Raw genomic sequence first — 26,980 nt, forward strand, 5'->3', positions numbered from 1 at the left:
TTTGGGTTCCGGGCTCAGTGGCCCGAAAAGCTCATGATGGTGCGCACCGGCACGCCCATGGCCCTCAGCTTCTCGGCACCGCCGAGATCCGGCAGGTCCACGATGAAGCAGGCGGCCTCCACCTGCGCGCCGATCTGGCGCAGCAGTTTCACCGCCCCTTCCGCTGTGCCGCCGGTGGCGATGAGATCGTCCACGAGGATCACCCGTTCGCCCGGATGCACGGCATCCACGTGCATCTCCATCTCGTCCTGCCCGTATTCCAGCGCATAGGCCATGCGCACGGTCTGGTGGGGCAGCTTGCCCTTCTTGCGGATCGGCACGAAGCCGGCGGAGAGCTGGTGCGCCACCGCACCGCCGACGATGAAGCCGCGCGCCTCGATGCCCGCCACCTTGTCGATCTTCGCGCCGGCCCAGGGCTGAACCAGTTCGTCCACCGTGCGGCGGAAAGCCTGCGGATTGCCGAGCAGGGTCGTGATGTCCCGGAACATGACGCCGGGCTTGGGATAATCGGGGATGGTCCGGACGACCGAGGCCAGATCGGGAAGAGGCGACATCAGAGGAACTCGCGGAATAGCCGTTCGGCAAGGGGAAGCTGGCGTCCGCGCTGCGGCGCCCGATGCCTCGCACCTAGCATCGTTTGAGGACCCGACAAAGCCTTCAAGCCCCCGTGAGGGGATGATCCGCCATGCGCGGCGGGCCGTAGCCTGCCTATGACTGGGATGCGGCCCGCAGCCGCGCACCGATGGATCAGGAGAACCGCATGCCCCTCTCCCGCCGCACGTTCGCGCTCGCAAGCCTCTCTCTGCCGCTCGCCGTTGCGGCCGCCCCCGCCTTTGCCGCCGCCTTCCAGCCTTACACGCCCGCGGCCTTCGCGGCGGCGACGAAGGCGGGCGGACCGGTCTTCGTGCATGTCTATGCCCCCTGGTGCCTGCAATGCCGGGCGCAGGAGGGCATCCTTTCCCGGCTGGTGAACGATCCGAAATACGCCAAGGCGACCTTCCTGCGCGTGGCCTATGACGAGCAGAAGGATGTGGTCGCGAAACTCGGTGTCCCCCGATCCACCCTCATCGCCTATGACGGCAGCAAGGAAACCGGCCGCATGTCGTGGGGCGTGACCGAGGCGGATGTGGTGAAGGTTCTGGATTCGGCTTACTGAGGCCGCCCGGTGACCTGCCTCCCGCCCCCAAGCCGATGGTCACGGCCCGCCTCCGGCGGCGCCCGCTCTGGGGCGCGTGAGCCATGATCCTCGCCCTGAGCTTCGTCGCCGGCCTCCTCACGATCCTCAATCCCTGCGTGCTGCCTCTGCTGCCCGTGGTCCTCGCCGGCGCGGCCACCTCGAGCCGCTTCGGACCGCTCGCTCTCGCCCTTGGGCTTGCCGCGAGCTTCGCGGTGAGCGGCGTGCTGCTGGCCTCGGCCGGGATCGAGTTCGGCGAATCCCGCGCCCTGCGCTTCGGCGCGGCGGGCCTTCTGCTGGTCGCCGGGCTGGCACTCGCGCTGCCCGCCGTAGGCGAGAAGCTCGGTGCCCTGCTCGCGCCGCTGGCGGGTGGTGCGGCGCGGCTCGCCGGCGGGCTTTCGCCCGGTCTAGCCGGCCAGTTCGGTGCCGGCGCGTTGCTGGGCCTTGCCTGGGCCCCCTGCGTCGGGCCGACACTCGGTGCCGCCTTTGCCCTGGCCGCTTCGGGGGGCTCCAAGGTTCAGGCCGCTGCCGCCATGGGCGTCTTCGCGCTGGGTGCCGCCACCTCCCTGCTGCTGGCGGGCAGCGGCGCGCGCCTGCTCGCGGCGCGCGGGCGGGGCCGCCTGGCACGGGCTGCCCATCTGTCGCGCCGCCTCTTCGGCGTCGCGCTCGTACTGGTGGCGGTGCTCATCCTCACCGGGCTCGACAAGACGCTGGAAGGCATCGTGGTCGCCGCCTTGCCGGACTGGTTCGTCAGCCTCGCCACCCGGTTCTGATCTCTCAAACGAAAACAGGCCCCGCGAAGGGGCCTGTCTGAAGCGGGAACGGAGATCGCCTCAGTGGGCGATGTTCTTCCAGATCTTCTTCTTCGTAAAATAGAGCAGACCGCCCAGCACGATGAGGAAGATGAACACCTGGAAGCCGATGCGCTTGCGGGCATCGAGGTGCGGCTCTGCCATCCACATGAGGTAGGCCGACACGTCGCGGGAATATTGATCCACGGTCGTGGGCGTGCCGTCCGTATATTCCACCTGCCCGTCGCTGAGCGGCTTGGGCATGGCGATCTGGTGGCCGGGGAAATACTTGTTGTAGTGCAGGCCCGGCTGCACGGTCACGCCTTCCGGCGGCTCCACATAGCCGTTGAGCAGCGCGTGGATATAGTCGACGCCGCCTTCCTGATACTGGGTGAAGGCGTCGAGGATGAAGCCGGGGAAGCCCACGTGCGAGGCTCTGGCCTTGGCGATCACCGAGAGATCCGGCGGCAGGGCGCCGCCATTGGCGACGCGCGCGGCCTGGTCATTGGGGAACGGCGCCGGCCAGTGATCCGAGAGGCGGCCGGGGCGCTGGAACATCTCGCCCTGATCGTTCGGACCATCGGTAATCTGGTACTCGGACGCCACCGCTTTGGCCTGGGCTTCGGAGAAGTGCGGCCCGCCTTCCTGCGCCAGATTGCGGAAGTAGAGGTAATTGGCCGAGTGGCACGAGGCGCAGACCTCGCGGAACACCTTGAAACCGCGCTGGAGCTGGGCCGGATCGTACATGCCGAACGGCCCGGCGAAGGACCAGCTTTCGCGGTGCGGCAGGTCGTCATGCCCCCCTTCCGCCGCGCGGGCCGGCGCGGCGAAGGCGAGGGCCAGCGCGACGGCGCCGAGGAGAAACGTCTTCTTCATGGCTCTGTCTCCGCCGCTCGCTCAGCCCTTGGTCTGCGGAGCCGAGGCTCCGGCGACGACCGTTGCGCCACCCTTGGCCAGAACCGCATCGGCGATGGAGGCCGGCAGGGGCTTCGGGCGCTCGACGAGGCCGAGCACGGGCAGGATGACGAGGAAATGGATGAAGTAATAAGCGGTGAAGATGCGCGACACGATCACGTAGCCGCCCTCCGCCGGCTGCGAGCCGAGGTAGCCGAGGCCCACCGCCACCACCGCGAAGATCCAGAAGAACTGGCGGAAGAGGGGGCGGTACTTGGCCGAGCGCACCTTCGAGGTGTCGAGCCAGGGCAGGAAGGCCAGCACCGCGATGGCGCCGAACATGCACAGCACACCGCCGAGCTTGTCCGGAATGGAGCGCAGGATGGCGTAGAAGGGCAGGAAGTACCACTCGGGCACGATGTGCGCCGGGGTGGAGAGGGGGTTGGCCGGAATGTAGTTGTCCGGGTGGCCCATGTAGTTGGGCGCGTAGAAGATGAACCAGGAGAAGAACAGCAGGAACACCACCATGGCGAACACATCCTTGATGGTCGCATAGGGGGTGAACGGCACGGTGTCCTTCGCCACGCTCTTCACGTCGAGGCCGTCGGGATTGTTCTGGCCCACATGGTGCAGCGCCCAGATGTGCAGGCCGACGACGCCGGCGATCATGAAGGGCAGCAGATAGTGGAGCGCAAAGAAGCGGTTGAGGGTCGGATCACCCACCGAATACCCACCCCACAGCCACTGCACGATGGTCTCGCCCACCAGCGGAATGGCCGAGAACAGGTTGGTGATGACGGTGGCGCCCCAGTAGGACATCTGGCCCCACGGCAGCACGTAGCCCATGAAGGCCGTGGCCATCATCAGCAGGTAGATGATGACGCCGAGGATCCACAGCACCTCGCGCGGCGCCTTGTAGGAGCCGTAATACATGCCGCGGAACATGTGGATGTAGACCGCGATGAAGAACATCGAAGCGCCGTTGGCGTGGATGTAGCGGATCATCCAGCCGAAGCTCACGTCGCGCATGATGTGCTCGACGCGGGCGAAGGAGACCGGCGCATAGGCGGTGTAGTGCATGGCGAGCACCACGCCCGAGACGATCTGCACCACCAGCATGAGGGTGAGGATCGCGCCGAAGGTCCAGAAATAGTTCAGGTTCTTGGGGACCGGATAGGCAATCGCGCTCGAATGCACGAGACCGACGAGCGGCAGCCGGCTCTCGAACCAGCGCGCAACCCTGCTCTTCGGCTGGTAGGTGGAATGTCCTTCCATGGGGCCAACCCTTGTTATGGACGGGCGACGCGCACGTCAGCCGATCACGATCTTGCTGTCGGAAACGAAGTTGTAAGGCGGCACCGCGAGGTTCAGCGGGGCCGGTCCGACGCGCACGCGGCCGGACGAATCGTATTGCGAGCCATGGCAGGGGCAGAACCAGCCGTCATAATTGCCCTGGTGGCCGAGCGGCACGCAGCCCAGATGCGTGCAGATGCCGATCACCACGAGCCAGTTGTCATGCCCGGTCTTCACTCGGTCCTGGTCGCGCTGCGGGTCGAGAAGCTGCGTCAGCGGCACGGCGCGCGCGGCTTCCACGTCCTTCGGGGCGCGGTTGAAGATGAAGATGGGCTTGCCGCGCCACTGGGTGGTGACGATCTGGCCTTCGGCGATGGGGGTCAGGTCCACTTCCGTGGTGGACAGCGCCAGCACCGAAGCGTCCGGCTGAAGCTGCGACACGAAGGGCCAGACCATCCCGGCCACGCCGACCGCGCCGACCGCGCCCGTTGCAATGTAAAGGAAATCCCGGCGGGTCGTCTGGGTCGTCTCCGTATGTGCCACGGCGCTTTCCCTCAATATTCGTTCGCGTCATCTTCGCGGCTGCAACAAATATATTGCGGAGAACAATGCTGTTTTCCGCATGTGCGAACGCCGCGAGATTAAGGCACACCCCTCCCGACGAAAGGGAAGCAGCACCTTCAAGTGTCTCTAATTACACCCTATCCGAACCGTGTCCAGATCGCCCCCATGCGGCACCGGGTCTCGGGTTCGCCATCTTTCCGCCAGAACTCTGCCAGCTACGTAACTTTACGGATGATCCTCGCTCTTTACTGCCCAGATATCGCTCAGAATACCGGCACGTGCCTGCGCACCGGCGCCTGCCTCGGTGTTCCCGTGCACATCATCGAGCCCGCCGGCTTTCCGGTGAGCGCGCCCGCGTTCCGCCGCGCCGGCATGGACTATCTCGATGCGGTGGAGTGGCAACGCCATGCTTCCTTCGCCGCCTTCGAGCGCTGGCGCCGCGAGGAAGGCCGGCGCCTCGTGCTCTTCACCACGAAGGGGGCGACGCCCCTGCCCGCCTTCACCTTCCAGCCCGGCGACGTGCTGCTGTTCGGCCGTGAGAGCGCGGGAGCGCCGGAGGAGGTCCATGCGGCCGCGGATGCGCGGGTGAAGATCCCGCTGCGGCCGGGCATGCGCTCGCTGAACGTGGCGGTCTCCGCCGCCATGGCGCTGGGCGAGGCCCTGCGGCAGACGAACGGTTTCCCCGCCCCGGAGCCCACATGATTCTCCGGCGCGGGTCCCTGCCCGCCGCTTCCGTCGGCGGACCGAACATGCTCTAGAACGCGCGGGGGCCCGCAGGAGGTTAAGCGCCGATGACCGACACCGCCATCGAGACCGCCGAGCTGGAGCGCCGCAAGGCCGAGGCCCGCGCGTGGTTCGAGGCCTTGCAGGGGCGCATCATCGCCGCCTTCGAGCAACTGGAGGACGAGGCGTCCCCAGCGCTCTACGGCGAAAAGGCCGGCCGTTTCGTGCGCACGCCATGGGACCGCACGGACCATACGGGCGCGCCCGGCGGCGGCGGCACCATGGCCATGATGCACGGGCGGCTGTTCGAGAAGGTGGGCGTGCATACCTCCACCGTCTTCGGTGAATTCGCGCCCGAGTTCCGGGGCCAGATTCCCGGCGCGGCGGAAGACCCGCGCTTCTGGGCCTCCGGCATCTCGCTCATCGCCCACATGGCCAATCCCCACGTGCCGGCGGTGCATATGAACACCCGCTTCGTCGTCACCACCAAAAGCTGGTTCGGCGGCGGCGCCGACCTCACGCCGGTCCTCGACACCCGCCGCACGCAGGACGATCCGGACACACGCGCCTTTCACGCCGCGTTCGAGAAGGCCTGCGGTGCCCATGCGGTGGCCGATTACGGCCGCTACAAGGCTTGGTGCGACGAATATTTCTTCCTCAAGCACCGCAACGAGATGCGGGGCATCGGCGGCATCTTCTACGACTGGCTGAACTCGGGCGACTTCGGCGCCGATCTCGCCTTCACGCGGGAGGTGGGCACCACCTTCCTCGACATCTATCCCCGCCTCGTGCGCGCCAACATGGCGCGGCCCTGGGACGAGACGGAGCGCGAGGAGCAACTCGTGCGCCGCGGCCGCTACGTGGAGTTCAACCTGCTCTACGACCGCGGCACCATTTTCGGCCTGAAGACCGGCGGCAACATCGCCTCCATCCTCTCCTCCATGCCGCCCGTGGTGAAGTGGCCGTAGGACGGCACCACCGCCGTTGTCGGGGCGTCACACAGGCTCGCTACACCGTTGAGGCGCTTCAGGCGCCGTAACGGAGAACACCCATGGCCTTCGCCCCCGGTGACATCGTTCAGCTCAAGTCCGGCAGCCCTGCCCTCACCGTCATCTCCGAATCCGGCGAGATGGTCGAGGTGGTGTGGTATTCGGACGAGAATGGCGAGTTCCGCACCCAGTCCCTGCCGGTGATCGGCCTCGAAGTCCTCGACATCACCGAGTTCGAGGTGGAAGAAGACGGGGACGAGGAAGACGAGGACTGAGCCTGCGGTCGCGCCGCATCGGCCCTGCGTTCAGCGGGAGGACGGCCCGCCGCCTCCCGCTTCGGCCGCCGCGCGCGCCATGCCCGCAAGGGTTTCGGCGTCATGCGGAAAATCCGCCGCCACCCATGCCTCACGCGCCGACGCCAGCGCGGCGCCGAGCTTCGGTCCCGGCTTGAGCCCGAGGGCCATGAGATCCCGAGCGGTCAGCGGGAATTCCGGAACCGGCCATGCGGCGGCGAGCGCCAGCAGCGCCGATGGATCGCCGCCCCGCCGTGCCGCCGCGATCAGCAGGGCATCCCGGAACACGTCCGCTCCCAGCGCGAAGATCAACGCCCGAGCCTCCGGAGCGGAGAGGCCCGGCCCCACCGCCCGCGCGCCGGCGAGCGCCAGCAGGCGGGCGTGCTCTGCATTGGCAAGGCGCAGGCGGACCCGCAGACGCTCGGCGTCCTCGGGAATCCGGACAGCCAGCGCCGCGAGCCGGCGCATGGGTGCCGGCTGGATGCCAAGCTCAGGCTCAAGCCGTGCGAGGTGCGCAAAGCCGGAGAGGTCCGGCACCCCCGCGAGGATGCGGGTCAGCAGCCCGGCATCGGTCATTTCCACCAGCGTGTCCGCCGCCCGCCGGGCCACGAGCAGCTTCACCAGCTCCGCCCGCACCCGCTCCCGCGAGAGCTGGTCGAGGCCGGCCCGCAGCCGCTCGGCGGCCCTGAGCGCCTCGGCATCCACGGGACCCTTGGCATAGGTGGCGTGGAACCGGAACAGGCGGAGGATGCGCAGATGGTCCTCGCGGATGCGGGTCTCGGCATCACCGATGAAGCGCACGCGGCGCGCCATGAGGTCCGGCAGACCACCCACAGGGTCGAAGACCAAGCCGTCTGCATCCGCATAGAGGGCGTTGAGGGTGAAGTCGCGGCGCGCGGCGTCGCGCGCCCAGTCGCGGCCGAAGCGCACCACCGCATGGCGCCCGTCCGTCTCCACATCCTCGCGGAGCGTCGTCACCTCAAAGGGCACGCCCGCGCTCACCACGGTCACGGTACCGTGGGCAATGCCGGTGGGCACGCTCTTCAAGCCCGCGCCCTCGGCGCGACGCACCACCTCCTCCGGCAGGCAGGTGGAGGCGAGATCCACCTCGCCCACGGCCTCGCCCAGCAGGCCGTTGCGCACCGCGCCGCCGACGATGCGCGTTTCCTCGCCGTCGCCATTGAGCGCGGCCAGCACCGCCCGCAACGGGGGTGCGGCAAGGAAGGCGGCCCCCGCCAGCGACGGGCCGCTCATTCGTAGCGGCCCGGCACGAAGACGCCATTCTCCATATGGGCCGGCACATAGCGGCTGCCCGGCCGCGCGCCCTGATCCCACTCGAACAGCCACAGACCCGCCGCCACCAGCAGCACCGCAAGGACGGCACAGGCGGCGAGCGCGCGTGGAGACCAGTGCGCCGGCACCACGGAGCCGCGCAGCGCCAGCAGGATCAGGCCATAGGCAATGAAGGGCGAGAGGAAGAGCGCGGTCTCCACGAGAACGGTGCGGATCATGCGTAGAGCTTCTCGTAGAGGTTGCGGATCAGCCCGGCCGTTACGCCCCAGATGAACCGCTCGCCATAGGGCATGGCGAAGAAATAGCGCCGGATGCCCTCGCGCACCCGCGACTGGCGCTGGTGGTTGGCGGGGTCCATCAGGAAGGCCAGCGGCACCTCGAACGCCTCCTGCACCTCGGCTTCATTGAGGGCGAGGGCGTAATTGGGCGGGATGAGCCCGACCACGGGTACGATCCAGAAATTGGTGCTGGAGAGGTACCCGTCGAGGAAGCCGAGAGGGCGCACCAGATCGCCCGCAAGGCCCACCTCCTCCCGCGCCTCGCGCAAGGCGGTGTCAACCTCGTCCTTGTCCTCCGGGTCCATCCGCCCACCGGGAAAGGCGATCTGTCCGGCATGATGGGAGAGGTTGGTGGCCCGCAGCGTCAGGAGCACCGTGGGCTCTGGCCGTGCCACCACGGGCACCAGAACGGCGGCCGGGCGCGGCGGCTTCTCCGGCACCGGCACATGGCTGGAGATGGCGTGGTCGCCGTTCAGCGTCGCATGGTCGTCCCGCACATAGGGCGGAGGCGGCACCTGCGAGAGGCCGAAGGCGGCGCGGTCGAGGAAATCATCGAGCTCGGGCGACGACGTGCCGACCGGCGCCCCGGCGGAGGGAAAGGGGGCGGTCATCACAGGCTGCCTTCCAGTTGGGCGGCGGGCATCATGGCATAGAAGGCCCGGCCCGAGGCGACGCCGAACATCGCCGTGCCCTCAACCTCCCGCACCTCGCCGCGCTCCACGAGATCCAGGAAGACCGCGCGGGTGAGGCGGGCCTCCAGCCCATGGCGCACATGGACATAGGGCGTCAGTTCGCCGGGCTCGCCGCCGGGGGCAAAGCGCAGGTCGTGGCCGGGGCCGCAGCGCACGAGGTCGTCCATATTGGTGCGGAACACCAGCACCGGCTGTCCGTCCGCATCATCCACCGCCATCTCGACCGCCTGGAAGGGAGCGTCGTCCACGGTGATGCCGATCTTCTCCACCGGTGTCTTCAGCACATAGCGCGTCCCCTCCCGCGTCAGCACGGAAGCGAACAGGCGCACCAGCGCGGGGCGGCCGATGGGCGTGCCCATATAGAACCAGGTGCCGTCGGCGGCGATGCGCATGTCCATGTCGCCGCAATCGGGCGGGTTCCACTTCTCCACCGGTGCCGGACCGCGTCCGCCCGTGGCCTTCACCGCCGCCATCACGGCCTCGAGGCGGCCGGAAGCGGCGCCCGCCTCGCCCGTTGCCTGTCCGGTTGGACCGGTTTCCTCAGCCATGCTTACGCCGCTCCTCGCAATGACGTGACACCGATTTCCGTGCACCGCAAAACGGATGGCTCGACGCGGCGCCAACTTATCGTAAGCTTGATCCTCCGGCAGGGTGGTGGTGCGCCGGAGAAATCCGACGCTCCGCCTGCCGGTTCCGGGCGCGGCCTCCTCGCGACCTGACAAGGACGAGAGCGGGCTTGGTCTTGCCGTGTTTGGCGGCGAAGCTCCCGGCGAAGCGGAGATAGGGCATGTCGGCACCGAGCGAAACCTTCGACCTGGATCAGATGATCGTGCGCAATGCCGAGGCCGCCGCCGCCAGCGTGCGCGCGGCCCGCACGGCCATCTCCTCGGTGATCTTCGGCCAGGAGACGGTGATCGATCAGGCCCTCGTCACCATCCTCTCCGGCGGCCATGCGCTGCTGGTGGGCGTGCCGGGCCTCGCCAAGACCAAGCTTGTGGAAACTATGGGCACCGTGCTCGGCCTCGATGCCCGGCGCGTGCAGTTCACGCCCGACCTCATGCCCTCCGACATTCTGGGCGCCGAGGTGCTGGAGGAAAGCGCTGGCGGCAAGCGCGCGTTCCGCTTCATCAAGGGGCCGGTGTTCGCCCAGCTCCTGATGGCCGACGAGATCAACCGCGCCTCGCCCCGCACGCAGTCGGCGCTGCTTCAGGCCATGCAGGAATACCATGTGACGGTGGCCGGTGAGCGACACGATCTGCCCAAGCCCTTCCATGTGCTCGCGACCCAGAACCCGCTGGAGCAGGAAGGCACCTATCCCCTGCCCGAAGCCCAGCTCGACCGCTTCGTCATGGAAATCGACGTGGACTATCCCGATCGCGATGCCGAACGGCGCATCCTGTTCGACACCACGGGCGCGGAAGAGACAAAGCCCCGCGCCGCCATGAGCGTTGATGACCTGCTCGCCGCCCAGCGCCTCGTGCGCCGCCTTCCGGTGGGCGAATCGGTGGTGGAAGCCATCCTCACCCTCGTGCGCTCGGCCCGCCCCGGCACCGGCGAGAGCGACGAGCAGAAACACATCGCCTGGGGTCCCGGCCCGCGCGCCTCGCAGGCGCTGATGCTGGCGGTGCGCGCCCGCGCCCTTCTGGACGGGCGTTATGCGCCCTCGCTGGATGACGTGGTGGCACTGGCGGAGCCGGTGCTCAAGCACCGTATGGCCCTCACCTTCGCCGCCCGTGCCGAGGGCGAGAGCGTGACGCGCGTGATCAAGCGCCTCGCGGCCCGGCTGGGCTGAGGCGCAATCGCGTGGCGTTGCGTCCGAAGGACATCCCGGAGACGGCAGAGGCCGCCGCCATCGGCATGGCGCACCTGTCCCATGAGGCTTCCGTGCTCGCGGCGGCCATGCCCCGGCTCGTGCTGGAGGCACGGCGCATCGCCGCCTCCGTGCAGCATGGCGTCCACGGCCGGCGCCGCTCGGGGTCGGGCGAGAACTTCTGGCAGTACCGCCGCTTCACCGATGGCGAACCGGCTGCCCGCGTGGACTGGCGCCGCTCTGCCCGCGACGACCATCTGTATGTGCGTGAGCGCGAATGGGAGGCCGCCCACACCGTGTGGATCTGGCCGGACCTGTCCGCCTCCATGGACTATGCCTCGCCCAAGCTCGAACCCAAGCGCCACCGGGCGCTCGTGGTGGCGCTGGCGCTCGCCGAGCTTCTGGTGAAGGGCGGCGAGCGCGTGGGCGTGCCGGATATCCTGCGCCCCACCGCGAGCCGCCGCATCATGGAGCGGATGGCCGAGCAACTGCTGCTGGCGCAGAGCCTGCCCGGCAGCCTGCCGCCCCTGTTCCATCCCTCGCCTCTCTCCGAGGTGGTGCTGCTGGGCGACTTCTGGAGCCCAACGCCTGAGGTGGTCGCGCGCATCGAGGCGCTGGCGGGCACCGGCGCCCACGGCCATGTGGTGCAGATCGTCGATCCGGCGGAAGAGACCTTCCCCTTCTCCGGCCGCATCGCCTTCCGCGAGCCGGAAGGCGGCGCGAGCATCACGGTCGGCCGTGCCGAGACGTGGCGGGCGGATTATGAGACGCGCGTCGCCGCGCATCGCGAGGCCATCCGCGCCGCCGCCAACCGGCTCGGCTGGAGCTTCCGCGTCCACCGCACCGACCGGCCGGCGAGCGAACTGCTGCTGGCGCTGCACATGCGCATGGGCGCGGGCGATGCCGCCACATCAAGCGTTTCGACGGAGACCCGCGCATGATGGGCCTTCCGCTTAGCTTTGCCTCGCCTTTGCTGCTCACCGCGCTGCTGGCCCTGCCGGCGCTGTGGTTCCTGCTGCGCGTTGTGCCGCCGCGCCCGAAGGAACTGAACTTCCCGCCGACGCGCCTCCTCTTCGACATCCGGCCGAAGGAGGAGACGCCCGCCCGCACGCCGTGGTGGCTGACACTGCTGCGCCTGCTGCTGGCGGCGCTCGTCATCCTCGCCGCCGCCGGCCCCATATGGAACCCGCCCGCCTCTGCGCCCTCTTCCTCCGGCCCGCTGGTGCTGGTGATCGACCAGGGCTGGCCCGCCGCCGCCACATGGGCGCAGCGTATCTCCACGGCCAATGGCCTCGTGGATGAGGCCGCCGCCAACGGCCGGGGCGTCGCCCTCATTCCCACCGGCGACGTGCCGAAGGACGCAACGCTTCTCCTGCCGGCGCAGGCGCGGGACAAGCTGCGCTCGCTCACCCCCGTCGCCTGGGCACCGGCCCGCAAGGAGGCTTTCGCGCTGGCGGCGAAGATCCTCGGCAGCCAGCCGGACGCCGGCCTCGTCTATGTGAGCGACGGCGTGGACCTTGCCACCGATCCCGACCTCGCCCAGCAGCTTGCCGCGCTGAAGGGTGCCCGCCCCCCGCTGGTGGTGAGTGGCGGCGTCGCGACCCCGCTCGCCCTCGCCGCGCCCGACAATGCCGCCGGCGCGCTCACCGTGAAGGTGCTGCGCCCCGACGACGGCCCCGCCCGCGTCGGGCGGGTGGAAGCCCGTGACATGAAGGGCCTCGCGCTCGGGGAAGCCGCCTTCTCCTTCGGCCCCGGCGTGCGGGAGGCGCTTGCCACCTTCAATCTGCCGGTGGACATCCGCAACGAGGTGTCGCGCCTCGAAATCGTCGGCGAGCGCTCGGCCGGCGCGGTGCAGCTTCTGGACAAGCGCTGGCGCCGCCGCACGGTCGGCGTCGTGTCTGGCGCGTCCACCGACACCGGCCAGCCTCTGCTGGCCCCCACTTACTATCTCTCCCGCGCGCTCGGCCCCTTCGCGGACCTGCGTCTGGGCGAGACCGGCGCGCCGGTGGAGAACATCAACCGCTTCCTGGAGCAGCGCGTGCCGGTGATCGTGCTCACCGATGTGGGCACCATTCCGCCCGCCACCCGCACGCGCCTTGCGCGCTTTGTGGAGAATGGCGGCGTGCTGGTGCGTTTCGCGGGCCCGCGCTTGGCCAATGCGCAGGACGACCTCTTGCCCGTGCGTCTGCGCAGGGGCGGACGCACGCTCGGCGGATCGCTGTCCTGGGAGACGCCGCAGGCGCTGGGCAGCCTCACCGCCGAAGGCCCCTTCCACGACCTCAAGCTGCCCAACGATGTGAGCGTGAACCGGCAGGTGCTGGCCGAGCCGGACGGCAATCTCGGCGAGCACACCTGGGCGGCGCTCACCGACGGCACGCCGCTGGTCACCGGCGCGCCGCGTGGGCGGGGCATGGTGGTGCTGTTCCATGTGACGGCCGACACAAGCTGGTCGAACCTGCCGCTCTCTGGCACATTCGTGGATATGCTGCGCCGGGTGATCGCGCTTTCCGATGCCGCGGCCGCGACCGATGAGGGCCGCGCCGACACGGCGGCCGCGCGTGTGGCGCAGGGGGCAGTGGCCAGCATTCCGCCCACCCGCCTGCTGGATGGCTACGGCGCCTTCGGCCCGCCCGGCCCCACCGCCAAGCCCGTGCCGGCGAATTTCAACGAGCGCGCCAGCGCCGAGCATCCGCCCGGCTTCTATGGCCCGCCGGATGCCTTGCTGGCGGTGAATGCCCTGAAGCCCGACGACACGCTCGCCCCCCTCGACCTCTCCCCCCTGGGCGCCACCGCCGCTCCGGTGCGCGAAGCCGCGCCGCGCGACCTGCGCGGACTGGCGCTGCTCGCCGCGATGGCGCTGCTGCTGCTCGACGCACTGGCGGTCCTCGTGCTCTCCGGCGCGCTGCGCCGCTTCGGGCGGCGGGCGACCACCGCCGCGCTGCTGCTGGGTGCGCTGGCCCTTGGGGCGGGCGGCATCCTTGCCCCCTCCCCCGCGCGGGCGGATGCGGCCTCGGACTTCGCGGTGAAGGCCACCTCCCAGACGCGCCTTGCCTATGTCACCACCGGCGATGCGCAGGTGGATGAGATCAGCCGCGCCGGCCTTGAGGGCCTCACCACCTTCCTCGCCCAGCGCACCGCCTTGCAGGCGGGCGAACCCATGGGCGTGGACATCGGCAAGGATGACCTCTCCTTCTTCCCCATCCTCTACTGGCCGGTGCTGCCCAATTCTCCCGTGCCGCCTCCGGCGACACTGGCGCGCATCGACGCCTTCATGAAGCAGGGCGGCACCGTCGTGTTCGACACCCGCGACGCCCTTGAGACGCCGCAGGGCGGCAGCGGCCCCCTCTCGCCCGCCGCCGCGCGCCTGCGCGAGATCCTGTCAGGCCTCGACGTGCCCGAACTCTCGCCCATTCCGCGCGATCACGTGCTGACCAAGACCTTCTATCTGCTGCGCGATTTCCCGGGCCGCTTCACCGGCGGCACCACCTGGGTTGAGGCCCTGCCCGCCGTGCAGGATGGCGACGAGCGTCCGGCGCGGGCGGGTGACGGCGTCTCGCCCGTCATCATCACGTCCAACGATCTGGCCGGCGCCTGGGCGGTGGGGCCGAATGGCGAGCCCCTGCTGCCCCTCACCCCCGGCGAGCCGCGTCAGCGGGAGATGGCCTTCCGGGCGGGCGCGAACATGGTGATGTACGTGCTCACCGGCAACTACAAGGCCGATCAGGTGCACGTGCCGGCCCTGCTGGAGCGCCTCGGCCAATGACGAAGCCCGTGTCCCGCCGCCCGGCGGCCCCTGAAAGGCGTCCATGAGCTACGGCCTCGCATTCGAGCCCTTCCTGCCCTGGCCGATGCTCGGCGCCTTGGCCGTCGTGGCGCTGGTGCTGGCGGTGCTGCTGGTGGGCGCGCGCACGCGCGGCGGTGCCATCCGCGCGCTGGCCCTGCTTGTGGGCCTGATCGCGCTCGCCAATCCCTCGCTGACGCGGGAGGAGCGCGAACCGCTTTCCTCCGTGGTGGCCGTGGTGGTGGACAAGAGCGCCAGCCAGAATTTCGGTGACCGAACCGCCCAGACGCAGGCCGCCCGCGCCGCGCTGGACGAGCGGCTGAAGCGCATTCCCGGCCTTGAGATCCGCACCATCGAGGCGGACGCCCGCGACGGCGAGACGGATGGCACACGCCTCTTCTCCGCCCTCTCCGCCGGCCTCGCCGATGTGCCGCCGGAGCGGGTGGCGGGCGCCATCATGATCACCGACGGGCGCGTGCACGACGTGCCCGAGCAGGCCTCTGCGCTCGGCTTCAACGCGCCCATCCACGGCCTCATCACGGGACAAGCGGGCGAGCGCGACCGCCGCGTGGCGCTGGAGAAGGCGCCGCGCTTCGGCATCGTCGGCCAGCGCCAGATGCTCACCTTCCGCGTGACCGACGAAGGCGTGCCGGCGGGCGCGCGCGTCGGCGTGATCGTGCGGCGTGACGGCGAGGTGATTGCCAATCCTGTCGTCACCGCCGGCCGACCCGCGCAGGTGGAGGTCGAGATCGCCCATGCGGGCGCCAACATCATCGAGGTGGAGGCCCCGCCGCTCGAAGGCGAGCTGACGCTGGTGAACAACCGCGCCGCCGTCTCCATCGACGGCGTGCGCGACAAGCTGCGGGTGCTGCTGGTCTCCGGCGAGCCGAACGTGGGCGAGCGCACCTGGCGCAACCTGCTGAAGAGCGATGCGAACGTGGACCTCGTCCACTTCACCATCCTGCGCCCGCCGGAGAAGCAGGACGGCACGCCCATCAACGAGCTCTCGCTGATCGCCTTCCCGACGCGCGAGCTGTTCCAGACCAAGATCCGCGACTTCGATCTGATCATCTTCGACCGCTACGCCCAGCAGGGCGTGCTGCCGCAGGTCTATTTCGACAACATCGTGCGCTATGTGCGCAATGGCGGCGCGCTGCTGGTGGCGGCGGGCACGGACTTCGTGGACACCGGCTCGCTCTACAACACGCCGCTGGAGGACATCCTCCCCGCCGCGCCCACGGGCCAGACCACGGAAGCGCCCTATGTGGCCAAGCTCACGGATCTCGGCAAGCGCCATCCGGTGACGCGCGGCCTGCCCGGCTCGGAGAGCGATCCGCCGCACTGGAGCCGCTTCTTCCGCGTGGTGGATGCGGAGGCGCGCTCGGGCGTCACGGTCCTCAGCGCCCCCGGCGACAAGCCGGTGCTCCAGCTCGACCGCGTGGGACAGGGCCGCGTCGCCCTTCTGCTCTCGGATCATTTCTGGCTCTGGGCGCGCGGCTATGATGGCGGCGGCCCCTATATCGACCTGTTGCGTCGCCTCTCCCACTGGCTCATGAAGGAGCCGGACCTTGAGGAAGAGCGCCTGAAGCTTTCCACCTCCGGCCGCGACCTCGTGGTGGAGCGCCAGACCATGGGCGAGAGCGTGCCCGTGGCGCAGGTAACGACGCCCTCCGGCGCCGTGCGGAACCTTACGCTCACACAGGCCGAGCCCGGCCTGTGGCGGGCGACAACGCCGGCGGATGAACTGGGCCTGTGGCGGGCGGTGAACGGGCAGCTCACGGCCCTCACCAACATCGGCCCGCTGAACCCGAAGGAATTCGCCGAAGTCACCAGCACCAAGGACTGGCTCGCCCCCATCGCCACCGCCACCGGCGGCGGCCTGTGGCGGCTGTCGGAACTGAAGGGCAGCGTGCCCCGCGTGGTGGCCGTCTCCTCCGGCGAGCGGCTGGCGGGCGACGACTGGATGGGCCTGCGCACCCGCGATGTCTCGGTGGTGCGCGGCATCGGCCTCTTCCCGGTCTTCGCCGGCCTCTCCGGCCTGCTGCTCCTGCTCGGCGTGATCACCGCCGCCTGGGTGCGCGAGGGGCGGTGAGGGAGTGGACGGGCGAGCTATAGAAATTCGGCGTCGTGCCCAATGAGTGCGGGGCGCAGATGGGGTGGAACCGGGAAGCCATACCCGGTCAGTCCCTCGGAGAAAATGAAGGCACCAGCCTTGTGATAGGAGCTTGTGTACAGCTCTTCTCCGATCATCAGGAAGACCGAGGTCAGCGTCTGGATCGAATCCAGCCCGGTCGCCTGTGACCTCTTCACTCCCTCCGGCCAGTCGATTTCGTAAGCACAAGTCCAGATGCCACCGACGGCTTCCGGACGGAATATCCGCACGTGCAGCTCCCGCTCTTCCCGACCCACCCGTATCTTGAGATCCCGAGAGGCAATCATGTCCCTCTCCTGCTCAATAAATCGATTGTCGGACAAAAATTTTAAAGAAACGCATCGTCAGGATGGGCGATATCTCGCACATTTTTTGTGACAGGAAAGCCGTAACCTTTGAAACCCGGCTCTAGAAAGCTAATCAGCCCGTCTTCGTGATACCCGCTGACATAAAGGTGGATGCCGACCATCTGGAGCCCGTGGTGCAACGCCTGCGCGGAATCGTGACCATAGGCATCGCGCGCCATAGGCTCGTCCGGCCAGTCGATTTCGATCCGGCACGCCCAGCACCCGTTGTCCTGTCGCGGCGCATAGATGCGGATGGGGAGATCCACCTCCTCATCCGCCTCACGCACCTTCAAGGTTCGGCTTGCGATCATGATGGCATCCAATCTCGAGCCCTCGCTTCTCGCAGCTAAGTGCTCATTAGCTCTCTCGTAACCATTTCAAAAAGGTCCTGCGGATCATTTGTCGACCCTTGCGCCCCACGATCGAGCGCCTCCCTTCTATGTTCCGATAAATTAGAACCGGCATATATAAAAAATGGCGTCCGATATCCTCTCGACCTCAATGCTTCTAAAAGCACATAGCCTTCGCGAGGCCCTTCACGGCGCCCCATATCAGAAATAATAGCGCCAAATTTTTTGTTAGCTACCCGATCCAAGGCATCTTTTGTCGATGTCGATATGCTTATTTTAATACCGATCGCCTCGAAAGCCTTTCTTTCATATATATTATTATCCGGGAAATCGTCCACCCATAACAGATGTCTTTTCCAATCAGCAGGCCTCCTACGGGACAGATCAAACGATTCCAAGACCAAATCCGCAATGTTTCCTATATCAATTTTCCCATTTACGCCCTGATCTTTCGTGGACGCAACAGCCAGATAAGCAGCAGCAGCAGTTTGATCTCTAGTTAAATACACATAATTATTCTCATTTGAGAAATCGGATGGAGAAAACAATTTAGCATTATGCCTCACCACAAGCCAAACAAAAACGAACAAAACAACAACTGGGAATAAAATCAAGAAATACAACATTACCCTGAAATCAGACTCCGGCATATTAGACAGTACCAGAGAGAGCGACGCCATACCATAGACAAGAACGATGAATAAAGCAATAATACCGAGCGGATTCTTAGACAAAGAAACAGCTGTTCTATTAAAATCGCTCTCACCCATCTTAAAACGCCTCCATTTACATAATATAGCTTGTATATTTTAGCCTCTTCTAAGATATGCAGCAATGCCTGCCACCGCAGTCACCCACCCGCGCCGGCCAGCGCCTTCTCGACCGCCGACTTCACGCCGGGAACCAGGGAGAGTGAGCCCGGAGCGTTGAGGTGGCCGTTGTCCACGTAGCCGAGGCGGCCATCGGGTACGGTGGGGCGGCAGGAAGTGGCGTCGCAGAAGCCCTCGCGGGGCAGATAGAGGCCGACGCCGGGGACGGACGCGGCGATGGCGGCCAGACCCTGCTCCACCCCGGCCGACCGCTCCCGGGCGGTCTCGGCGGAGATGTTGCACACGCTCTCGTCCAGCCCGAGGAAGCGCCGCCGGAGCACGCAACGCGCCCCGAAGCCGAGCCCGAAATCCGGCGGCGGGCCGACCAGCAGCACCGCCTTTCCAGCGCGGCGCAGCTGTTCCACGGCCTTGCGAAGGTCGGCCATGGCAGCGGGCAGGTCCGGCTGAGCGGACCAGAGGCCTCCGATGGCGACGAGCCGCACCTCAGGGTTCGCCGCCAGCGCCTCCAGCGACCGGCCGCGGAAGATCTCGCAATTCTGCGCTTCCTGCGAGCCGCCGAGGGCACGTGGCGCCATCGGTTGGCAACCGGCCTTTGTCACCTGAAGCAGCCCATAGCCGAGTTGGCGGGCCACCGCATCGAAGGCGGGGGCGTGGTGGTTGGCAAAGGAATCCCCGAACAGCGCAATCAGCGGCGCCTTCGGATCGGGATCGCCGAAGCGGCAGGGCGCGTCGCCGCGCGGAAGGCCCGGCCCCTGGAGGCAGGCCTTCGAGCCCGCCCAGACATCGGTGAGGGAGGCCTGTGCCGCCCGCGTCGCGGCCGAGGCGCGGAACGGCAATCCGTTGGTCTCGTGGATGACGAGGCCCGTCCCGGCAAGCACCGCCAGCACGATCAGGCCATTCCGGATGCTGCGGATTTCCGAGCGACGCTCGGGCGGCCCATGGCGGCGGAAGGGCGCCTCCACATAGCGCCAGGAGAGGATGGAGGCGCCGACCGCCAGCACCACCAGCACCACACCCGCCACAAGGTCCGGGTCGTGCCCGACGTGGAACTTGTAGAAGGCGAGGATCGGCCAGTGCCAGAGATAGAGCGAATAGGAAATGAGGCCGATGCCGGCGATGGGGGCAAGGCCGAGCACGCGGCCGACCAGCGTCTGCCGCCCCTCCTCGCCCGCCCAGAGGATGAGGAGCGCGCCGCCCACGGGGAACAGGGCGTTGAGGCCCGGAAAGACGGTGGTGCGGCTGAAGGTGAAGAGCGCCCAGCCGATGAGGCCGACACCGATGAGCGCCGCCAGCTCCGGCAGCAGGCGGCCGCGCAGGCGCGGCAGGAGGCCGAGGGCGAGCACGCCGCCGGCCAGAAGCTCCCAGGCACGAGAGGTGAAATTGTAAAAGCCGCTGTTCGGCCGCAGCACGGCATTCTGGCTCGCCACATAAAGCGAAGCGAGGAGCACCGCCCACACCACCACGCCCCGGATGGGGCGCAGGCGTGGATGGGACAGAGCGAATAAAGCGAGCGGCCAGAACAGATAGAACTGCTCCTCCACCGCCAGCGACCAGGTGTGCAGAAGCGGCAGTTCCTCCACGCCCGGCTGGAAATAGCCGGCGGTGGCGAGGAAATGCTTATTGGCGAGGAAGACGGAGGCGAACTCCAGCGACTTGCCGAAGAAGGCCAGCATGAGGGGCGGCAGACTCACCAGCGCCGCTAGCAGTGTCACCCCCATCACCAGCGCATAGGCGGGCACGATGCGGCGGATGCGGCGATCATAGAAGGTCAGGAGGCTGAAGCGCCCCTGCGCCAGATCCCCGGCGATGATGGCGGTGATGAGATAGCCGGAGATGACGAAGAAGACGTCCACCCCCACGAAGCCACCGGGCATGAGCGCGGCATGGGCGTGGTAGAGAACGACCGGAACCACGGCCAGCGCACGCAGGCCGCTGATGTCCGCGCGGTATTTCATGCGGGAGTGAAATCCTGGCGGGCGGCGGCCCGGCAGGACCGGACCACACGGAAGACAAGGGGCGGCGGCCCGCGTCGCACTCTCCGGAGCCGTCCCCGCAAGGCGCCGCTTTCCGCCTCCGCGCTCTTTAGAGGAGGAAGCGGCCCCTTGTCACGTGTGGTTGCGCGCGGCGCCCGCCGGTCAGCGGGTCGCCGCGAAGGTGTCCAGCACCGCCGCCGCTTCCGGCGTCACGGTCGTGCGCCAGCGCACGATGGATTTGGACGCCGCCGTGCGCAGCAGGTCCATGACCGCCGCGGGCGGGGCTTCGTCGATGACGACGCCATTTTCCCGCATGCGCTGGTAGTTGGCGGCGACCCGCCCTTCCATGGCCTTCCACTGCGCCTGCGTCGTCTCCTCGCCGGCGCGCAGCACCGCCGCCTGCGTCTGCGGATCAAGCGCGTTCCAGGCGGTGAGCGAGACGGTGCCGAAGCTCAGCGGCACCGCATAGGTGATCTGGGAGAAGTGGCGCACATGCACCCAGAGCTCACGCCCCGCGCCGCCGTCGCCCGAGGAGAGCACGGCATTGAACTCGCCGGTCTTGAGCTTGGGCATCAGGTCGGAAAAGGAGACCACCGCCGCGCGGGTGGAGGTGGCGGCAAAAAGCTCCGCGCCGGTCTGGTCATACGTGCGGATCTTGAGCGCCTTGAGCGCCGCCGGGCTGGAGACCGCCTCGGCCGACCAGATGCCCGAAGGCGGCCAGGGTGTCACGAACAGCAGTTTCTGCCCGCGCCGGGCGAATTCCGCCTCATAGAGCGGGCGGGCGGCCACATAGAGCTGGCGCGCCTCGTCGGCGGAGGCGGTGAGGAAGGGCAGCGAGGACAGGAGGAACAGCGGGCTGTCCTCGGCCAGCGCCCCGCCGAAGCTGTCGGCCATGGCGAAGCGTCCCTCGCTCACCGCCTTCAGCTGCTCGCGTGAGCGCAGGCCGGACTTGGCATCGGGGATGGGCTGGATCACCAGCTTGCCGCCCGTCGCCTTCTCGACCGCCGCCGCAAAGGTGGCGTCCGCCTGCCCCGGAATGGCAGAGGCGGGATATTCGTCAATCAGCTCCCACACGACCGGCTCGGACTTGGCCGGCGGAGCGGACTGGGCAAAGGCAGCGGCGTTCAACCCGCCGGCTACAAGAAAGGCAAGACCCGCCGCGCGGAGGATCGACAAGGTCATCAAAGAACTCCTGATCAGCAAGCAATCAGCCGGAACGGCGCCCCGGCGCTCTCCCCCACTGCAAGAGGACGGCAAATGGTGCGGCGGATCAACTCACGAGATGCATCTGCGGCGCCGGCTCATGCATTTTTCGACAACCGATGAGGGAAGACGAAAAACGCCAACATCTGTGATTGCCGCCGAGCCTCACGACCCCGGACGGGATACCGCCGCCGCGGCCTTCTCCAACGCGCTCCTCCAGGCCGGCGCCAGGAACAGCGATCCCTCCACATTCAGATGATCACCGTCGAAATAGAGCGGCACGTCATCCTTGCGGGGATGGCACGCCGTCTCGTCGCAGAACAGCGGACGAGGCACAAAGAGCGTCACGCCGGGCGTGTTTGCCGCAATGGCGCGCAAGGCATCCTCGGTCGGCTGCGCCTGCGCGTCGGAGGTGATGCGGGAGAGGCCGCACATGGCGTCGTCGAGACCCATGAAGCCGCGCCGCACGATGCAGCGGCCGCCGCCATTGGCAAAGGCGCCGATGGGGGCGGCGAGCAGCACCGGCTTGCCGGCGGCGGTGATCTGGTCCACGGCCGCTTTCAGGCGCGCCATGGCCGGGCCGAGGGCGGGCTCATTGGTCCAGCGGCCGGCGATGACGGCGAAGCGGACCTTGGGATCCTCGATGATCCGCTTCAGCGCCTCGGCACGAAAGGCATTGCAGTCGATCGTCTCGCGGCTCTGTAGGGCGCCCCCGCCGGTCTCCGGGGCCAGCGGCGCGCAGCCTGTACGGGTGAGTTGGAGGAAGCTCATGCCCACCTCGCGCGCCACCCGATCGAGGCCCGGCCCGTGCTGGTCTGCCTGAGAATCCCCCCACAGGACGAAGAGCGGTGCGTCGGGCGCCGAGGCGCCGAAACGGCAGTCCCGCTCGCGGTCGCTCGTGCGTCCCAGAAGGCAGGCTTCGCGGCCCCGCCAGAAGGTGTTCACGATGGCTTCGGACTTCAGGAAGCCGGCCGTCGCCCGCGCCGGCAGCCCGCCGGTGGCCGTGAAGAGCGTGCCGATGCCGACCAGCAGCGCCAGCATCGCGACACCGGTCGCGACGCCGCGCCATTCCATCCGGCGGGTCGGCACGCGCACCGTGTGGCGGAACGGGTTTTCGATGAAGCGCCAGGAGAAGGCCGAGACGGCGATCATCACCGCGAACAGCAGCACGCATTCGAGCGGCGTCGGGGTCCGGAAGGTGAGATAGCGATGGATGGCGATGATGGGCCAGTGCCACAGATAGAGCGAGTAGGAGATGAGCCCGATGCCGGCGATGGGCGCGAAGGAGAGGATACGCCCCACCAGCGTCCGCCGCCCCTCCTCGCCCGACCACAGCAGCAGGGCTGCACCCAGCGTCGGCACGAGCGCGCTGAGGCCGGGAAAGATGATGCGGCTGGGATCAAACAACACCAGCGTTGCGACGATGAGCGCAAGGCCCACGGCCGCCGCCACTTCCGCCCAGATCCGGTTCAGGCGCGGCACGTAGCCGAGCGCGAGCCAGGCGCCCAGCATCAGTTCCCAGAAGCGGCCGTTGGAATTGTAGAAGGCCGTCACCGGCCGCTGCACCGCATTGCGGGTGGCGACGAAGAGGGAGACGAGGATCAGCGTCCCGACGATATGGGGCAGCCAGCGCTTGAGCCGCGGGTGGAACAGGGCGGCCAGCAGCAGCGGCCAGCCGAGATAGAACTGCTCCTCCACCGACAGCGACCAGGTGTGCAGCAGGAACACCTCGTCCGGCGCCGCGCCGAAATAGTGCGTCACCGAGAGGAAATAGCGGTTGGCGAAGAAGATGGAGGCGGCCCGCAGCGAGGCGCCGAAACCGCTCAGCAGCACCGGCGGCAGGATGAAGAGGCTGACGAGCGCGGTCACCAGCGCGACGGCGGCGAAGGCCGGCACGATGCGGCGCAGGCGGCGATCATAGAAGCGCAGCAGGCTGAAGCGGCCCTGCGCCAGATCACCGGCGAGGATCGCCGTGATGAGGTAACCGGAGATGACGAAGAAGATGTCGACGCCGACAAAGCCGCCGGGAAGCCACGCCTCGTTGAAATGGAAAACGACGACCGGCACCACCGCGAGCGCGCGGAGGCCGCTGATATCCGACCGATACTTCATGATGCCTAAGAGGATCCCCACACGGGGCGGACCCTAGCGGGATGTGCTGCCCATGGCCACCACCGGGGCGGCACTTTCGGGGGCGGCCGCGCCGCGCGCCGCATTTTGCGCCGCCGGCGTGTGCACACGGGCACAGGACACGGCGGGGTCGGCGCCCCGCAGGCCGAACCTTTACCGAAGGGCGGCCTGCTCCTCCATGCGCCGCTGCGCCTCCTGCCGCTTGGTTAGGATGGAGGCCGCCAGCACCACGACGGCGATGATGCCGATGAGGATGGTGCAGATGGCATTGATCTCCGGCGTCACGCCGAGGCGCACCTGCGAATAGATGCGCATGGGCAGCGTGGTGGCGCCGGGGCCGGTGGTGAAGCTGGCGATGACGAGGTCATCCATGGACAGGGTGAAGGCCAGCATGAAGCCGGACACCACCGCCGGCAGGATGAGCGGCAGCGTGACCACGAAGAAGGTTTTCACCGGCGGGCAGCCGAGGTCCTGCGCCGCTTCCTCCAGCGCACGGTCGAACGTCACGAGGCGCGACTGCACCACCACCGCCACGAAGCACATGGTGAAGGTGATGTGGGCGAGCGTGATGGTCCAGAAACCGCGCTCCATCCCCACCGCCACGAACAGCAGCAGCAGCGACAGACCGGTGATGACTTCCGGCATCACCAGCGGGGCATAGGTCATGCCGGAGAAGAGGGTGCGGCCGAAGAAGCGCCCGTAGCGGGTGAGCGCGAGGGCCGCCATGGTGCCGAGCACGGTGGCCGCCAGCGAGGACAGGAAGGCGACCCGCAGCGTCACCCAGAAGGCGTCGAGAAGCTGGTCGTTCTCCAGCAGCGAGGCATACCACTGGGTGGAGAAGCCGGCCCACACGGTGACGAGACGCGAGGCGTTGAAGGAATAGAGCACCAGCAGCAGGATGGGGATGTAGAGGAAGGCAAACCCCAGCACCAGCGCGGTGACATTGAACCAGGAGAGGCGTCCGCTCATCGTCCCGCCTCCAGCTGGCGCGCCTGGATGTTCTGATAGATGACGATCGGCACCACGAGCACCACCAGCAGCAGCACCGCCACCGCCGAGGAGGCGGTCCAGGAGCGGTTGACGGTGAATTCGGTCCAGAGCGACTTGCCGATCATGAGCGTGTCCGAGCCGCCCAGCAGGTCCGGGATCACGAACTCGCCCACCGCCGGGATGAAGCACAGCAGCGCGCCCGCCGCGACGCCCGGCAGGGACAGCGGGAAGGTGATGGTCCAGAAGGCCTTCAGCGGCGTGCAGCCGAGATCCTGCGCGGCTTCCAGCAGAGTGCCGTCGAGCTTCTCCAGCGCCGAATAGAGCGGCAGCACCATGAAGGGCAGGTAGGAATAGACGATGCCGATATAGACCGCGAGATCGGTGTTGAGGATCTCCAGCGGCTGGTCGATGAGCCCCAGCGCCATGAGCCCCTGATTGAGGAAGCCTTCGGGCGAGAGGATGCCGATCCACGCATAGACGCGGATGAGGAAGGAGGTCCAGAAGGGCAGGATCACCAGCATCAGCAGCGTCGGCTGGAGGCCCTTGGGCGCGCACGCCATGCCATAGGCGATGGGATAGCCCACCAGCAGCAATAGCACCGTCGAGATGCCGGCGATGACGAGGCTGGAGCCATAAGCGGCGATGAACTCGTTATCGAAGGAGAGCACATAGCCGTAATTGGCGAAGGAGAGCTGGGCGAGCGCCTCCTTGAACGCGGCCCAGCCGGCGGAAAGATCGAACACCGGCGCATACGGCGGCTGGGCGATCACATCCTGCGAGAGGCTGATCTTCAGCACGATGAGGAAGGGCACGAGGAACAGCGCCAGCAGCCACACGTAGGGCACGGCGATCACCAGCCGACGTCCCCAGCGATTGGAATTGGACAGGGCCACGGGCGCCTCCTCAGTGCGTCAGCACCACGCCCGCGTCGGGCGCGAAGCTGACCCACACCTTGTCGTCCCACGTGATGGGACGCTCCACGAGGCGCGAGACATTGGGCTTGGAGACCTTGATGCGCGTGCCGCAGGCCAGTTCCACGTGATAGATGGACAGATCGCCCAGATAGCCGATGTCCCACACCTTGCCCTCGAAGATGTTGCTCTCGGCAGGAACCGGCGGCTCCAGCGCGATGCGCAGCTTCTCGGGGCGGATGACGAGCCAGGCGCTGTCGCCGGGCTTCACGTCCACGCTCTGGGCGATGCGGATGGGATAGGCGGTCTTCTCGCAGCCAAGCGTGACACCGTCCGGAGCCACCGCCGCGACCTTCGTCTCCACCACGTTCACGTCGCCGATGAAGTCGGCGATGTAGCGCGTGGCGGGTTGCTCGTAGATCACCGCCGGCGGCGCCACCTGGACGAGCTGCCCCTGATTCATGACGCCGATGCGATCCGCCACGGTCATGGCCTCTTCCTGATCATGGGTGACGATCAGGAAGGTCATGCCCAGCGTCATCTGCAGGTCCATGAGCTCGAACTGGGTTTCCTCGCGCAGCTTCTTGTCGAGCGCCGTCAGCGGCTCGTCCAGCAGCAGTACCTTCGGCCGCTTGGCCACGGAGCGGGCGAGCGCCACGCGCTGGCGCTGGCCGCCGGACAATTGATGGGGCTTGCGCTTGGCGAAGGGTTCGAGCTTCACCAGCGCCAGCATCTCCTCAACCCGGGCGGCAATGTCTGCCTTCGACATCTTGTCCTGCCGCAGGCCGAAGGCGATGTTGTCCCACACATTCATGTGCGGGAAGAGCGCATAGGACTGGAACATCATGTTCACCGGCCGCCGGTAGGGCGGCATGGCGGAAATGTCCTCTCCGGCGAGCAGGATTCGCCCCTCGGTCGGCGGCTCGAATCCGGCGAGCATGCGCATGAGGGTGGTCTTGCCGCAGCCCGATGGCCCCAGCAGCGCGAAGAACTCGCGCTCATAAATGTCGAGGCTGACGCGATCGACGGCGGTGAACGCGCCGAAGCGCTTGACCACGGTCTCGAAGCGGATGAGCGGCTTGGCGGCCGGATCGTCCCAGGGGGCAAAGGAGCGCCGAACGGCGCCGATGATCTGGGTCCGTGCCTTGTCCGCCGCCATCCGAGCCCCCGCCCTATTGCGCTGGGAATGAGGCTATCCCCGCATCGCGCGTCGCTCAAGCTCTGAGCAGGCCCAAATGGTGGGCGTCCCGCAGAATGTGCGCACCCGGCCCGTGCCGGAAAGCCCAGGTGGACGACCGGGACTCTCCGAGCCATTCGGTCAAAAATCCCGCCGCTTTGGCAAATCCCGCGAAAACCCTTGCGCCACATGGCCGCGCGCGCGGGGGCGGCGGAGTTGACCACAGCTTCGCGCGAGCTTCTCCCCCCTCGGGCTTGCACACCCCGCCGGCTTATGGCAGGTACAGCGCGCTCGCAGCGCTCTGGCGACGCGGGCCGGATGATCAGTCCCTGCACACGGCAT

At 67.8% G+C, this 26,980-nt stretch carries 26 protein-coding genes; 9 read left to right on the top strand and 17 right to left on the bottom strand.

From position 1 onward, the window contains the following. Nucleotides 1-14: 14 nt before the first annotated feature. Nucleotides 15-554, bottom strand: coding sequence for an adenine phosphoribosyltransferase (locus tag AZC_RS17975; RefSeq protein ID WP_043879552.1), 540 nt, complete (start codon nucleotides 552-554; stop codon nucleotides 15-17). A gap of 206 nt (nucleotides 555-760) precedes the next feature. On the opposite strand from AZC_RS17975, the gene AZC_RS17980 reads away from it, so the two are divergent. Together AZC_RS17980 and AZC_RS17985 are read left to right on the top strand one after the other, a co-directional pair. Continuing rightward, nucleotides 761-1,156, top strand: a complete 396-nt coding sequence (locus tag AZC_RS17980; RefSeq protein WP_043879553.1) for a thioredoxin family protein — start codon at nucleotides 761-763, stop codon at nucleotides 1,154-1,156. 83 nt (nucleotides 1,157-1,239) lie between these two features. Then, entirely contained in the window at nucleotides 1,240-1,947 is a 708-nt protein-coding gene (locus AZC_RS17985) for a cytochrome c biogenesis CcdA family protein (protein ID WP_012172021.1), read from the top strand. A 60-nt stretch (nucleotides 1,948-2,007) separates the two neighbouring features. On the opposite strand, the gene AZC_RS17990 is transcribed toward AZC_RS17985, so the two are convergent. The 3 genes from AZC_RS17990 to petA are packed head-to-tail and all read right to left on the bottom strand — an operon-like array spanning nucleotide 2,008 to nucleotide 4,695. Next, entirely contained in the window at nucleotides 2,008-2,841 is an 834-nt protein-coding gene (locus tag AZC_RS17990; protein WP_012172022.1) for a cytochrome c1, read from the bottom strand. A gap of 21 nt (nucleotides 2,842-2,862) precedes the next feature. Next, nucleotides 2,863-4,134 (bottom strand): cytochrome b, encoded by a 1,272-nt coding sequence (locus AZC_RS17995; protein ID WP_012172023.1) that lies wholly within the window; start codon nucleotides 4,132-4,134, stop codon nucleotides 2,863-2,865. 36 nt (nucleotides 4,135-4,170) lie between these two features. After that, nucleotides 4,171-4,695, bottom strand: coding sequence for a ubiquinol-cytochrome c reductase iron-sulfur subunit (gene petA, locus AZC_RS18000; protein ID WP_043879554.1), 525 nt, complete (start codon nucleotides 4,693-4,695; stop codon nucleotides 4,171-4,173). Between the two features lie 252 nt (nucleotides 4,696-4,947). On the opposite strand from petA, the gene AZC_RS18005 reads away from it, so the two are divergent. The 3 genes from AZC_RS18005 (at nucleotide 4,948) to AZC_RS18015 (ending at nucleotide 6,703) form a co-directional block, all read left to right on the top strand. Continuing rightward, nucleotides 4,948-5,418, top strand: a complete 471-nt coding sequence (locus tag AZC_RS18005) for a tRNA (cytidine(34)-2'-O)-methyltransferase (protein WP_012172025.1) — start codon at nucleotides 4,948-4,950, stop codon at nucleotides 5,416-5,418. 89 nt (nucleotides 5,419-5,507) lie between these two features. Next, on the top strand, nucleotides 5,508-6,407 hold the full coding sequence (gene hemF / locus AZC_RS18010; RefSeq protein WP_012172026.1) for an oxygen-dependent coproporphyrinogen oxidase: 900 nt from the start codon (nucleotides 5,508-5,510) through the stop codon (nucleotides 6,405-6,407). An 83-nt stretch (nucleotides 6,408-6,490) separates the two neighbouring features. Then, nucleotides 6,491-6,703 (top strand): YodC family protein, encoded by a 213-nt coding sequence (locus AZC_RS18015; RefSeq protein WP_012172027.1) that lies wholly within the window; start codon nucleotides 6,491-6,493, stop codon nucleotides 6,701-6,703. Between the two features lie 30 nt (nucleotides 6,704-6,733). Here the strand turns inward: AZC_RS18015 and AZC_RS18020 are convergent, their stop codons facing one another. Genes AZC_RS18020 through AZC_RS18035 form a run of 4 tightly spaced genes read right to left on the bottom strand, consistent with a single transcriptional unit; the run spans nucleotide 6,734 to nucleotide 9,532 of the window. Next, nucleotides 6,734-7,975: a CCA tRNA nucleotidyltransferase gene (locus tag AZC_RS18020; protein WP_012172028.1), complete on the bottom strand. Its 1,242-nt coding sequence runs from the start codon at nucleotides 7,973-7,975 to the stop codon at nucleotides 6,734-6,736. Further along, a complete protein-coding gene (locus AZC_RS18025) occupies nucleotides 7,972-8,232 on the bottom strand; it encodes a DUF6111 family protein (protein ID WP_012172029.1) in 261 nt (86 codons plus the stop codon). The genes AZC_RS18020 and AZC_RS18025 overlap by 4 nt, the downstream gene beginning before the upstream one ends. Further along, entirely contained in the window at nucleotides 8,229-8,903 is a 675-nt protein-coding gene (locus AZC_RS18030) for a CoA pyrophosphatase (protein WP_043879555.1), read from the bottom strand. Before AZC_RS18030 ends, AZC_RS18025 begins: the two co-directional genes overlap by 4 nt. Continuing rightward, nucleotides 8,903-9,532 (bottom strand): DUF1285 domain-containing protein, encoded by a 630-nt coding sequence (locus AZC_RS18035; RefSeq protein WP_012172031.1) that lies wholly within the window; start codon nucleotides 9,530-9,532, stop codon nucleotides 8,903-8,905. The genes AZC_RS18030 and AZC_RS18035 overlap by 1 nt, the downstream gene beginning before the upstream one ends. A gap of 239 nt (nucleotides 9,533-9,771) precedes the next feature. Between AZC_RS18035 and AZC_RS18040 the strand changes: the two genes are divergently transcribed. The 4 genes from AZC_RS18040 to AZC_RS18055 all read left to right on the top strand — a co-directional run bounded on the left by AZC_RS18040 (nucleotide 9,772) and on the right by AZC_RS18055 (nucleotide 16,667). Beyond that, nucleotides 9,772-10,776: an AAA family ATPase gene (locus AZC_RS18040; RefSeq protein WP_012172032.1), complete on the top strand. Its 1,005-nt coding sequence runs from the start codon at nucleotides 9,772-9,774 to the stop codon at nucleotides 10,774-10,776. Between the two features lie 65 nt (nucleotides 10,777-10,841). Continuing rightward, on the top strand, nucleotides 10,842-11,735 hold the full coding sequence (locus AZC_RS18045; protein ID WP_043880479.1) for a DUF58 domain-containing protein: 894 nt from the start codon (nucleotides 10,842-10,844) through the stop codon (nucleotides 11,733-11,735). Continuing rightward, a complete protein-coding gene (locus AZC_RS18050; RefSeq protein ID WP_012172034.1) occupies nucleotides 11,732-14,557 on the top strand; it encodes a DUF4159 domain-containing protein in 2,826 nt (941 codons plus the stop codon). Before AZC_RS18045 ends, AZC_RS18050 begins: the two co-directional genes overlap by 4 nt. A 43-nt stretch (nucleotides 14,558-14,600) precedes the next feature. After that, nucleotides 14,601-16,667, top strand: a complete 2,067-nt coding sequence (locus AZC_RS18055) for a membrane protein (protein WP_012172035.1) — start codon at nucleotides 14,601-14,603, stop codon at nucleotides 16,665-16,667. Nucleotides 16,668-16,684: 17 nt separating this feature from the next. Here the strand turns inward: AZC_RS18055 and AZC_RS18060 are convergent, their stop codons facing one another. The 9 genes from AZC_RS18060 to AZC_RS18095 form a co-directional block, all read right to left on the bottom strand. Continuing rightward, nucleotides 16,685-17,014, bottom strand: a complete 330-nt coding sequence (locus AZC_RS18060) for a DUF6968 family protein (RefSeq protein WP_043879556.1) — start codon at nucleotides 17,012-17,014, stop codon at nucleotides 16,685-16,687. A gap of 41 nt (nucleotides 17,015-17,055) precedes the next feature. Beyond that, entirely contained in the window at nucleotides 17,056-17,385 is a 330-nt protein-coding gene (locus AZC_RS18065; RefSeq protein ID WP_148209875.1) for a DUF6968 family protein, read from the bottom strand. 35 nt (nucleotides 17,386-17,420) lie between these two features. After that, nucleotides 17,421-18,194, bottom strand: coding sequence for a response regulator (locus AZC_RS25175; protein ID WP_081434037.1), 774 nt, complete (start codon nucleotides 18,192-18,194; stop codon nucleotides 17,421-17,423). Nucleotides 18,195-18,274: 80 nt separating this feature from the next. Continuing rightward, nucleotides 18,275-20,209 (bottom strand): acyltransferase family protein, encoded by a 1,935-nt coding sequence (locus AZC_RS18070; RefSeq protein WP_012172037.1) that lies wholly within the window; start codon nucleotides 20,207-20,209, stop codon nucleotides 18,275-18,277. A 180-nt stretch (nucleotides 20,210-20,389) separates the two neighbouring features. Continuing rightward, the gene (locus AZC_RS18075; RefSeq protein ID WP_043879557.1) at nucleotides 20,390-21,409 is read right to left on the bottom strand and encodes a TRAP transporter substrate-binding protein; all 1,020 of its coding nucleotides are present in this window, start codon (nucleotides 21,407-21,409) and stop codon (nucleotides 20,390-20,392) included. Nucleotides 21,410-21,595: 186 nt separating this feature from the next. Next, nucleotides 21,596-23,542 (bottom strand): acyltransferase family protein, encoded by a 1,947-nt coding sequence (locus tag AZC_RS18080; protein ID WP_052285986.1) that lies wholly within the window; start codon nucleotides 23,540-23,542, stop codon nucleotides 21,596-21,598. A gap of 171 nt (nucleotides 23,543-23,713) precedes the next feature. Further along, nucleotides 23,714-24,529 (bottom strand): ABC transporter permease, encoded by an 816-nt coding sequence (locus AZC_RS18085; RefSeq protein WP_012172040.1) that lies wholly within the window; start codon nucleotides 24,527-24,529, stop codon nucleotides 23,714-23,716. Further along, complete coding sequence (locus tag AZC_RS18090; RefSeq protein WP_043880483.1) at nucleotides 24,526-25,437, bottom strand: ABC transporter permease subunit; 912 nt, start codon at nucleotides 25,435-25,437, stop codon at nucleotides 24,526-24,528. The genes AZC_RS18085 and AZC_RS18090 overlap by 4 nt, the downstream gene beginning before the upstream one ends. Nucleotides 25,438-25,453: 16 nt before the next feature. Continuing rightward, a complete protein-coding gene (locus AZC_RS18095; RefSeq protein ID WP_012172042.1) occupies nucleotides 25,454-26,620 on the bottom strand; it encodes an ABC transporter ATP-binding protein in 1,167 nt (388 codons plus the stop codon). Between the last annotated feature and the right edge of the window lie 360 nt (nucleotides 26,621-26,980).

It is taken from the genome of Azorhizobium caulinodans ORS 571 (assembly GCF_000010525.1).
Lineage (GTDB): Bacteria > Pseudomonadota > Alphaproteobacteria > Rhizobiales > Xanthobacteraceae > Azorhizobium > Azorhizobium caulinodans.